Annotated in this window: 10 protein-coding genes; 2 read left to right on the top strand and 8 right to left on the bottom strand. The window is 45.4% G+C overall.

Translation table 11 applies throughout. The features are described from left to right. From nirB to ABY044_RS11955, 8 genes are all read right to left on the bottom strand, one after another. Positions 1-1,560: nitrite reductase large subunit NirB (gene nirB / locus ABY044_RS11990; RefSeq protein ID WP_373020963.1), on the bottom strand; the 1,560-nt coding region annotated here is incomplete at its 3' end. Next, positions 1,557-2,783, bottom strand: a complete 1,227-nt coding sequence (locus tag ABY044_RS11985) for an NAD(P)/FAD-dependent oxidoreductase (RefSeq protein WP_373020961.1) — start codon at positions 2,781-2,783, stop codon at positions 1,557-1,559. The genes ABY044_RS11985 and nirB, both read right to left, overlap by 4 nt. 251 nt (positions 2,784-3,034) lie before the next feature. Further along, positions 3,035-3,829 carry an ABC transporter ATP-binding protein gene (locus ABY044_RS11980; protein ID WP_373020959.1) on the bottom strand — a complete coding sequence of 265 codons (795 nt, stop codon included), beginning with the start codon at positions 3,827-3,829 and terminating at the stop codon, positions 3,035-3,037. A gap of 31 nt (positions 3,830-3,860) precedes the next feature. Beyond that, positions 3,861-4,859, bottom strand: coding sequence for an ABC transporter permease (locus ABY044_RS11975; RefSeq protein ID WP_373020957.1), 999 nt, complete (start codon positions 4,857-4,859; stop codon positions 3,861-3,863). 81 nt (positions 4,860-4,940) lie between these two features. After that, positions 4,941-6,356: a CmpA/NrtA family ABC transporter substrate-binding protein gene (locus tag ABY044_RS11970; RefSeq protein ID WP_373020955.1), complete on the bottom strand. Its 1,416-nt coding sequence runs from the start codon at positions 6,354-6,356 to the stop codon at positions 4,941-4,943. A 303-nt stretch (positions 6,357-6,659) separates the two neighbouring features. After that, entirely contained in the window at positions 6,660-7,829 is a 1,170-nt protein-coding gene (locus tag ABY044_RS11965) for a CmpA/NrtA family ABC transporter substrate-binding protein (RefSeq protein ID WP_373020953.1), read from the bottom strand. Between the two features lie 9 nt (positions 7,830-7,838). Further along, positions 7,839-8,429: an ANTAR domain-containing response regulator gene (locus tag ABY044_RS11960; RefSeq protein ID WP_373020952.1), complete on the bottom strand. Its 591-nt coding sequence runs from the start codon at positions 8,427-8,429 to the stop codon at positions 7,839-7,841. A 512-nt stretch (positions 8,430-8,941) separates the two neighbouring features. Next, positions 8,942-9,655 carry an isoprenylcysteine carboxylmethyltransferase family protein gene (locus ABY044_RS11955; RefSeq protein WP_373020951.1) on the bottom strand — a complete coding sequence of 238 codons (714 nt, stop codon included), beginning with the start codon at positions 9,653-9,655 and terminating at the stop codon, positions 8,942-8,944. An 811-nt stretch (positions 9,656-10,466) separates the two neighbouring features. On the opposite strand from ABY044_RS11955, the gene ABY044_RS11950 reads away from it, so the two are divergent. Beyond that, positions 10,467-10,718, top strand: coding sequence for a group I intron-associated PD-(D/E)XK endonuclease (locus ABY044_RS11950; RefSeq protein WP_373020950.1), 252 nt, complete (start codon positions 10,467-10,469; stop codon positions 10,716-10,718). 51 nt (positions 10,719-10,769) lie between these two features. Further along, positions 10,770-10,845: transposase (locus ABY044_RS11945; RefSeq protein WP_373018913.1), on the top strand; the 76-nt coding region annotated here is incomplete at its 3' end.

Genomic DNA, 10,845 nt, shown 5'->3' with positions numbered 1-10,845 from the left:
ATCACAGCCATGTCCTTTGCCGTGACTGTTAAGGAGTTCGTCAAATGTTTTGATTTCTTCGACCTGACAGATATGGAAAAGCTCTTGGCGGGTATGGGCAAAATGCTCACAAATATCGGTATTGACCTCATGGCCGCGCTTCGACAATTCATGATTCAGTACATTAGAAACCAACTGCGCGCAACCGCCACAACCGGTTGCCGCCTGAGTGCAGGACTTGATATCGGCCATGGTGCAGCAGCCGCCTTCAACCGCTAGAATCACATCTCCCTTGGAGACGTCATAACAAGAGCAAAGCTGTGCCGTTTCCGGCAACGCCTCCGGGCCGAACAGACTCGAAGCCTCACCATCACGGCTAGGCAGAATCAGGCTATCCGGGTGCTCCGGCAGTTCCATGTCATTCAGTTTCAACTGCAATAGATTGCCGTAATCTTCGGCATCGCCGACAAGGACGGCGCCCAGCAGTTTCTTGCCGTCCGGGCTGACAACCAATTTTTTATAAACCTCTTCCGGACCGTTCTCGTAGACATAACAGAGTGCGTTTTCATCCGTCCCGTGCGGATCACCGATCGATGCGACATCCACTCCCATTAACTTGAGTTTGGTGCTCATGTCCGCGCCGGTAAATACCGCACTGTCATCGTTTAACTGATCGACCACGGCCTGAGCCATGGCATAGCCAGGTGCCACCAAACCATAGATCATGCCGTCGTGTAACGCACACTCCCCGATGGCAAAAATGTCCTGGATCGAAGTACGGCATTGATTGTCGATTACAATCCCGCCTCTCGGGCCTAATTCCAAGCCCATCTCTTTTGCCAGATCGTCCCTTGGACGTATCCCGGCGGAGAAGAGCACAATATCCGTTTCCAGTTCTTCGCCGTCGGCAAACACCATCTTGTTCAAACAGTTTTCGCCATCGATAATTTCGGTGGTCGCTTTTGAGCAGTGAACCTTTACACCCAATTTTTCAATTTTTCGTTTCAGCAACGCCGCACCGCCGTCGTCCAGCTGCACCGGCATCAAACGAGGGGCAAATTCAACGACATGTGTTTCCAGTCCTAGATCGTTCAAAGCTTTCGCCGCTTCCAAGCCCAACAAACCGCCACCGACAACGACGCCTACACGCCCCTTCTCGGCAGAAGCCTGAATGTCCTCAAGATCTTCAATCGTGCGATAAACCAGGCATCCGGAACGGTCGTTGCCCTTGATCGGTGGTACAAAAGGATAAGAACCGGTTGCCATGATCAATTGATCATAGGCCACAACTTTTCCTTTGGCTGAAGTCACCTGTTTCGTTTCCGTATCCACTGAAACGGCCTTATCGCCAAGATAGACCTGTATCTGATTCTGCTCATAGAATCCCGGTTTGACCAAAGACAAATCTTCGGCTGTTTTGCCGGAAAAATAAGACGACAAATAAACGCGGTCATAAGCCAGTCGAGGTTCTTCACAAAAGGTATGAATTTCAAAATCCTGACCTTGCGGACTGGCGACCAATTTTTCGATAAAGCTGTGCCCTACCATGCCATTGCCGATGACGACGATACGTTGTTTCATGCTTTTGCTCCTATAGTTTCGACTGCCGCAAACCCTTCACCGAAGGCCAAAGTACTGCGAAAAGGGCCAACGTCTTTTTTCTGCTCCAACTGCTCAAACAACCACTTGGAACCCGTGACATTGCCGTAGGCGATCAACCCTTGTATGCGGTTATTCAAAAGCACAATCTTGCGATAGACTTGACGACTTAAATCTTTGAAGACGATAGATTCGGTTTGCTCGGTTTCCTGGAAGTTACCGGCGGAAAATAATTCGATACCACTCACCTTGAGTTTGGTGGCTGTTTCGCTCAAACGGTAAGCGGCTTTTTTGCCTGCTAGATGGGCGGCTAGAACCTCAGCCTGTTCGTATAGAGGTGCCACCAGACCAAAAGTCTGGCCGGAAAATTCGACACATTCCCCCAAGGCATAGATATTCGGCGACGAAGTTTGCAACTGTTCGTTCACCACCAAAGCGCGTTGACTCTGTAGACCGATTTTTTGTCCCAAACGGATATTAGGACGAATGCCGACTGCCATCACTACCAAGTCAGCTGGCAGTAAACGGCCGTTCTCCAATAAAACACCGGACACCGATTTGTGACCCAGAATGCAGCGGGTATTTGCACCCAATTCAAAACGCAGACCTTTATCTTGCAGGGATTCCAACAATAGCTGGCCCGCCACGTCATCAAGCTGAGTATTCATCAGCACCGGATTACGGTGCACAACGGTAACGTCCATACCTTGCTGTAAAAGGCCGTTGGCGGCTTCCAAGCCTAAAAGCCCTCCGCCGATCACAACGGCACGACGGTGGGACTGGGCTAAAGACATCAAACGATTGACGTCGGAGATACTGCGAAAACCGGTTACGCCATCCAATTCCGCTCCCGGGACCGGCAGAATGGCGGCTTCGGAACCGGTCGCCAGGACTAATTTGTCATAAGGATAGGATTCGCCGTCAGCGGTATATACCTGCTGGGCTTCTGTGTCTATTTCGACGATTTCACAATTGGTATGCAGTTGAATTTGATGCGCATGAAACCACTCAGGTCCATGGGTCATAATATCGGAAAGTTGCGTTTCGCCCGCCAATACAGGAGAAAGCATAATGCGATTGTATCCCCCATACGGTTCTTTATTGAAGACGCGAATGTCATATTGACCGGGGGCTTGCTGCAGAAGACGCTCGAGAAAACGGGCGCCGACCATGCCTGAACCAATTAAAACGAGTTTGTGACTCATTTTGCACTTCCTTAGATTGAAGATGCAGGGTCCAGACAGTCGATTAGGCCTAGCTTCCCATAAAAAACCATTTATGGAAATATCCGGACCCAACAACAGATCAAATTAAATTGTAAGTTTGTTATAACAATTTGAATGCCAACTTTTAAAAAATAATTTTTACTTATTTTTCAACAAGTTAATACATCCAACTTAAATCATTAAAATTATAATTGCACCAAAATTTATAAAAAAGAAGCAAACAAGTGCAATTAGTGATCCACCTTGCGTTGCTTTTCATACAGGAAACGCAACACTTCAGAACGATAATGGTTATATTGCGGATCATCGGCCAAAGCCAAACGGTCGCGCGGATGCGGCAGCTCGACTTTCAGAATCTCGCCGATCGTCGCGGCCGGGCCGTTCGTCATCATGACGATACGGTCAGACAAAAGCACTGCCTCATCCACATCGTGCGTGATCATAATGACCGTGTTATTCAATTCTTTTTGAATTTCCATCAACGAATCCTGCAAGTGCGCACGAGTCAGAGCATCCAATGCGCCGAACGGCTCGTCCATCAACATCACTTCCGGTTGCATAGACAAGGCTCTGGCGATCCCCACCCTTTGTTTCATACCACCGGAAATTTCGCCCGGACGCTTATGCATGGCATGATCCATATGCACCAATTTCAAATTGTGCTCGATCCATTCCTTTTTCTCGGCAGAGGATTTCTGCTTTTTGAATACCTGATCCACCGCCAACTCGACATTTTCGTAAGCCGTCAACCAAGGTAGCAACGAGTGGTTTTGAAACACGACCGCTCTTTCCGGACCCGGAGAACTGACTTCCTTACCGTTTAACAAGACACCGCCTTCGGTTGCTTCATACAAACCCGCCACGATGTTCAAAACGGTTGATTTCCCGCATCCAGAGTGACCGATCAAGGAAATGAATTCCCCTTTATCGATCTTTAAATCCACTTCTCTCAGAGCTCGAAACGGCCCTTTCGGCGTCGGAAATTCGATTCCGACATTCGTTAATTCTAAATGGCATTCTGACATGAATTTTACTCCCAAAATTTAGTTAATACGGCTAGCGAATATCCGCCGTTTTATCCCAAGATACGACTTTTTGCAGTAGCATCATGCCTCGATCCAGTAAGAACCCGACAATCCCGATAACGATGACCGCTACCATGATGCGTCCTAAAGAATCCGAGCTTCCATTTTGGAATTCATCCCAAACGAATTTCCCCAAACCGGGATTTTGCGCCAACATTTCCGCCGCAATCAAAACCATCCAGGCAATCCCCAAAGAGATTCTCAATCCGGTAAACATCATTGGAATCGAACAAGGTAGAACGATCTTGCGAACATGCGTCCACCAATTAAGGTTCAAAACACGACTGACGTTCTTCAAATCTTGCGTCACTGTCGCCACGCCCGCAGCGGTGTTAATGATGGTCGGCCATAAACAACACAACATGACAGTAAACATGGAGTTTAAAAAGGCCTTGTCGAACATGGGGTCATCCGTCACGTAAAGCGCCGAAACCACCATGGTCACCAAAGGCAGCCAGGCCAAAGGCGAAACAGGTTTAAAAATCTGAATCAATGGGTTGAACGCCGCATAAGCGCTGTTACTCAAACCGATCAGAATGCCTAAAGGAATCGCAATCACCGAGGCCAAGATAAAACCGCTCATCACCGTAACCAAACTACGACCGATCTGATCGAAGAAGGTAGGAGGCCCGACATAATCACGCACACGGATTTCCGCGCTCGGATCTCTTTCCAGCTTACGTGCGTTACGTTCTTCCTGACGCTCGTAAAAACGTTCCTCTTTGACCGCAGCTGCTTCCGCTTCGGCTTGCAGGTTCTGGAACTGTTCTAAAGTTTGAACCGGCCCCGGAAACTGCCCGAGCGATGTCTTTATATTAGAAGCCGCCCCCTGCCACAAGAGCAGAAAAACCAGGATTCCGGCTAAAGGCAAACCAATCGAACGAATCAATAAATTGATCTGTCCTTTACGGTCTTCGCCGATAACCAACTTATAAAAAGGCTCGATAAAAGCCCACGTTAATGGATTCATACAAATTTCCTTCCATTTCCTATTCAATTTTCGCTTTGCTCGGTCAAACCTGTCCGGCTCGAACCGGGCTTAGCTGAAAAGTTATAATTCCTGATTGCCTTTCAAACCGATTTTCATACTGTCGATATAGTCATTCGGATGGTTGCCGTCATAAGGAATACCGTCCATGAAATCGTCCTGCACGCCGCGGAAACCATCAGTGTTATACACATCGGCAAAATCGGATTTCTTGAAAGTACCGTCAGCGATCAAAGCTTCAACCGCTTGCTTATAAATATCGGGACGATACACTTTTTTCGCCATATTTTTATACCAATCATCCGATTGCGCCTGTGCAATCTGTCCCCAACGACGCATTTGAGTCATATACCAAATCGCATCGGAGTAATAAGGATAGGTTGCGTTATAGCGGAAGAAGACGTTGAAATCGGGTTCCGAACGCTTATCCCCTTTTTCGTACTCAAACGTACCGGTCATAGAGTTGGCGATAACCTTATAATCGGCACCGACATAATTCGGCTTGGATAGAATTTTCACTGCATCCGAGCGGTTCTTGTTGTTTTGCTCATCCAACCAATAAGCGGCACGAATCATCGCCTTTACGATACGGATAGTCGTATTGGGATATTTCTCGTAAAAATCTTCACGCAACCCGAAAACCTTTTCCGGATTGTTTTTTTGGATCGAGTTATCGGAAATGACCGGCACACCGATCCCTTTGAAAACCGCTTGTTGGTTCCAAGGCTCACCCACACAATAACCTTCGATGGTTCCGGCTTCCATGGTCGCCGGCATTTGAGGCGGAGGCGTGACCGACAAAAGAACATCCGCATTGATCGTTCCGGCCGTATCCCCTTTATTCGGTGCATAATAGCCCGGATTCAAACCACCTGCCGCCAACCAGTAACGCAGTTCGTAGTTATGAGTCGAAACCGGAAAAACCATTCCCATCTTAAAAGGCTTTCCGTTGTTTTTGTACTCTTGAACCACAGGCTTCAAAGCCGCTGCACTGATCGGATGCTTAGGCTTGCCGTCGCTCATTTCAACGTGAGACTTCATTTGTTCCCAGGTTTTATTGGAAACCGTGATCGCATTACCGTTTAAATCCATTGAGATCGGAGTGATAACATTCGCTTTGGTACCATAGCCGATGGTCGCTGCGATCGGCTGTCCGGCCAGCATATGCGCACCGTCCAACTGACCGTCAATCACTCTATCCAACAAGACTTTCCAGTTTGCTTGTGCTTCAAGTTGAACATATAGCCCTTCATCTTCGAAGTAACCTTTCTCGTAGGCAATGGCTAAAGGCGCCATATCGGTCAATTTGATAAAACCGAATTTGAGTTCTTCTTTTTCCGGATAGCCTAATTCGCTAGCGGAATAAACAACGGGAGCATAACTCGCCATAGATAGGGACAAACTGGTTGCCAATGCCAGACTCGTTTTTTTAAAAAAGTTTCGTCTGCTTAGTGTTTTGGTTACAGGATTTGACGACATAGGTTTTTCCTTCATTTTTTGGAGACACATTGCTGATAAATACCCTTATTCCATCTTCGTCCCTGCCAGAGCGTAAATTGCAGGCAAAAAAAAACGCCCACAAAGCCCCCTGACAAAGGACTCTGTGAGCGTCTACACTCTATATGGAATTTAGCCAATATAAAGAAAATACCATTCCAAAAAATTAATTTTTATTAAAAATCATAAAGTTAAACAAAATCACACCATTTCGAAAAAGCATTTTCGCTCCAAAAACGCACAATATAAAAACAATGTCGCACCAAATATAAACATTATTCCTATTTAATCTTCCGTCAAAGGCGCAATAAATTGATCCGCCCCCAGCTCAATACCTTCCAACAACCAAGGTTCTGAATGCTGGCCTTCCACCTTCTTATTTACGCTTGGCAATTGAACCCCGTAAGCGGTTAAAACCGAACGGTACACGTCCGTGAGGTACACGGCCTCAGCCGTCTCGGCGATGTCCACCTCATCCGGAATTTGCCCCCAACGCTTCATTTGCGACAAAACCCATTCCGCGTGTGACTGCCAAGGGAAATTAGCCAGGTTATTGAAAGGCAAAGCAAAGTTGGGAATCTTTCGGCAGGTTGAACAACTCGGATTGCACACCTCACCATTAATTGCATTCTGGATAGATTCAATCGGCGCGCCGACATATTCCGGCAACGACAGATATTCAGTCAAACGTTCACGATTTTCTACCCGGCTAATCCACTCACTCGCCTGATAAAGCGACAGAATCAATCGTTCGTGAGTTTGTTGATTTGTGTCCGCCCATTCTTTACGCACACCCAGAACTTTTTCCGGGGCATTGTTCCATATCTCATAACCGGTAATCAGAGTGACCCCAACCTCACGTTTTACGGCATGCGTATTCCAGGGCTCTCCCACACAATAGGCATCAATCAGATCTTCTTCCAAAGCTTGAACCATTCTGGAAGGCGGCACCACGGTTATTTGCACATCCTGATCCGGATCGATACCGCCGGTGGCCAACCAATAACGCAACAGATACTGGTGCATCGAAAAAGGAAACACGACCGCAAAGCGAATCATCGGCAAACCTTGTTGTTTTCTTTGCTCGACGACCTGCTTCAAAGTCCAGGCACTTTTTTCCGGCTTTAGCACTAATTGTGACTCAAATTGACTCAACTCGGCATAAAGCGCATTGGACACACTGACCGCATTTCCGTTAAGGCCGAAAGAATAGGCTGTGACCAAAGGGCTTTTTACCCCTCCAACTCCCAGAGCCGATGTCATCAGCATCGGCGCCAGCATATGTGCGGCTTCAAACTCACCAAATGCAAGCTTGTCGCGTATGTTTGACCAGGAAACTTCACGATGCAAAGTCACATCCAAATCATTCTTGGCAAAAAAGCCCTCTTCCTTGGCAACGATTAAGGGAGCCGCATCTGTTAAAGGAGTAAACCCGATATTTAATTTTTCAGTCACCCGTCTCTCCTACAACTGGATTTCCAATACTTGAATGATATTTTTTGCGATTTCCGCGACCGGCTTATTTTGCTCCATAGACATACGTAGAATAGCCTGATGCGCTTCCTGTTCGGTCGCTCCCTTATGTTCCACCAATAACGCCTTGGCTTTTTGTAGCGCTTTATTCCCTTCCAATTCGGATTTGGCTTTATGCAATTCTTCTTTTAATGCCTGGTACTCTTTAAAACGCGCTATCGCCACTTTCATAATCGAGCGTACACGGTCAGGATTGGTGTCGCGGGCAACGTAACCGCTCACACCGGAACGAATCGCCTCGCTTACCGTATGGTCGTCATCCTCTTCGGAAAACATCACTACCGGCATAGGATTATGCTGGTTCAATAAAGACATACTCTCCAAGATATCGCGGTCCGGACAGGCCGTGTCTATCACGATGACGTCAGGCATATATTGCGCAACCTTTGCCAATAAATTCGGCCCAGGTTCAACTCTGGCAATGACTTCATAGCCGTGATCCTGTAAAGACTGACGCAATAAAGCCGACCTCGCCAAGTCCTCATCAATCAACAAGACTTTTAAAAAATCATATTGTCCCACTGCAGAAACCTTAAAAAATTATGAACGCATTATTAAACCATCTACATGCCATAAAGTGTAAATTAAAATGAAATCATGAACCTATCGAAACAACCGATGAAATTAAACTTCAAATAAACACAACCCTGCACCAAAATAACAACGCTTTTAAAGACAAAATAATCCCAATGTCCATTACCGACGCCCTTGAATCAGATTATGTAATTGAACGACTTTCGGGCTATTAGACCAATAAACAACACGATAAAAGCGCTGAACCCAGCATAAGAAACAAAAGCTTGAAGAAAAGAGAAAATTTAACCAAAACCATAGTTCAGGTTTTGATTAAAAATCCAGTGCATTAAGTGCGTTAGATATACTCTAGACATAAAAAAGCCAGGCTTCAAAACACTGTCGGTGTCTGAAATACCTGGCTTTCGAATTTGTTAGCGGGGCTGGACTTGAACCAATTCCCTTCCAGAAATAAGCCGCTATTTATAGCATTTTCAATAAGTTATACCATTTAGCGTTTCTCAATAAATCCACGGAATCAGACGATAGCGCACACGTTGTGCATAATCTCTATAACCCGACAACTCTTCCATTAAGGTCTTGTCTTCAAGTGCCGTTCTAATAACCGTAATGATTGTGGCTACCATTGCAGGCATCAGAGTCCACACCGAACCCAGAGCAAAACCAATACCGAATAGTGGAAGAAGATTTCCGGCATAACCCGGATGCCTTACAAACCGGTATGGACCAGTATCACACACCTCATGCCTTCGATCTATCCGTACTAAACTGAAGAAGAAGCGGTTCTCTACCAAGGCCCATGAAGCGAAAGTGTACCCGAACGCGATAAATATGAATCCTACTATGCTAAGCCATAGCGGAAATTCGGGGGACCAGTTAAATCGATGGTCCAGCCCAGCCACGATGACCATAGGGAACACGAGACTAACCGCCATCAGCGGTGCGAGCACTTTATCCCAGCTCTTGGCGCTTTGAATATTTTTAATATTTTGTCTTTCGGCAGTTAGCCCCGGATGTCGTCGTTCAGCCCAGGCTCGACTACCAATACCAGATACCACGATCAACATAGAGTATAGCCAAGCTTGCCACCATCCGAAGTCCCCACTACTTATAAATAAAATCAGCGGGATTAGGAGATATGCCACAACTAATCTAATCCACTGGCGAAGTGATGTTGTTTGAGTTGCCTCTTCATTAACCGTTTTTACAGACATGTCATTCCCTCAAAAAAGTTGATTTGAGTTTGAGCTAGCTATTATTAGAACACTACAAAGACTACCAAACGAGAATAAATTCCTCCCCAGGTTTATAGCGATGCTTGGGCAATATTGATGCAAAGATGGAAAACGTTAACTGACAATATGACGATTAAAAAATATTTAACCGTTTGATTTAGCAAACTAATTCTCTAATTAAAATTAACTATACGACGTTCGAACCAATCGGATTATGAGTTGAGCACCCATTCCATCAATCCTTAATATTTCAACAACTTAATTACGAGACAATGCACCATCAATATTGTTCAATGCATGATTTCATTACTTCATTTTGCCTAGTCGTGGTACAAAATCAGTACAAGGAATATATTCCAGACATGAAAAAGCTAGACCTCATTCACTCGTAAGTGTTTGAAAAACCAGGCTTTCGAATTTGGTAGCGGGGGCAGGATTTGAACCAACGACCTTCGGGTTATGAGCCACAAATTTTAATTAAATCAACAACTTAAACTCACTCTCAACAACCCGGATAACCGTTAATCCTACTTAACTCTACTTGGTTATTTTTTTGAATTTGCTAACTTAATCATCTAACAATATAATGAACCCAAACACATCCACAGACAGAGTCTGATAGAAGCTTTTGTAATCTAGTAGAACTGGAGTTCAAACGATTTAGGCTGGCAGCCTTAGTTTCTATATATTGTTGTAGCAATAATTGGTGTAAATCGGGAGTACTAACAGAGTTAGTCTCGGAGGCCTTAAAAGCTGTCATACGGCATTAACCTTGTACAAGGATATTGCTATGCCTGTTAAAAATTGCATTCTCAAAGAAACAACTCTTACTGCTCACAAACAACTTTCTTTCGAACAACTTGCTTCCGCTTGGTTAATGAGCGATGGATGGGAAGTGCTAATCCCCGCTATTGATCATGGTAAAAAAACTGATTCGGTTGTTGCTGACAACTCAAATTATTACCGAATCCAAGTTAAATCAGTTCACACGAATGATGAAACAGTAAAAGTAGAAAATAAGTGGAAAGTGAATCGCCACTAATTTACTAGACACTTCTTAGCCATTTTATAATGGTCAAAAAAGAGGTGTTAAATGAGCAGTAAACGCTACCCTGAAGAATTCAAAATTGAAGCCGTAAAACAGATAACCGAACGAGGTTATCCGGTAT

Origin of the sequence: Thiomicrorhabdus sp., assembly GCF_041583835.1 — a bacterium.
Lineage (GTDB): Bacteria > Pseudomonadota > Gammaproteobacteria > Thiomicrospirales > Thiomicrospiraceae > Thiomicrorhabdus.
Note: the sequence above shows the minus strand (reverse complement) of the source record. Positions and strands in the feature narration are given on the sequence as shown.

What these genes read in the sequence shown, in the direction of transcription:
- ABY044_RS11985 (WP_373020961.1), bottom strand. Translation starts at nt 2,783, where the DNA reads ATGAGTCACAAACTCGTTTTAATTGGTTCAGGCATGGTCGGCGCCCGT.
- ABY044_RS11980 (WP_373020959.1), bottom strand. Translation starts at nt 3,829, where the DNA reads ATGTCAGAATGCCATTTAGAATTAACGAATGTCGGAATCGAATTTCCG.
- ABY044_RS11975 (WP_373020957.1), bottom strand. Translation starts at nt 4,859, where the DNA reads ATGAATCCATTAACGTGGGCTTTTATCGAGCCTTTTTATAAGTTGGTT.
- ABY044_RS11970 (WP_373020955.1), bottom strand. Translation starts at nt 6,356, where the DNA reads ATGTCGTCAAATCCTGTAACCAAAACACTAAGCAGACGAAACTTTTTT.
- ABY044_RS11955 (WP_373020951.1), bottom strand. Translation starts at nt 9,655, where the DNA reads ATGTCTGTAAAAACGGTTAATGAAGAGGCAACTCAAACAACATCACTT.
- ABY044_RS11950 (WP_373020950.1), top strand. Translation starts at nt 10,467, where the DNA reads ATGCCTGTTAAAAATTGCATTCTCAAAGAAACAACTCTTACTGCTCAC.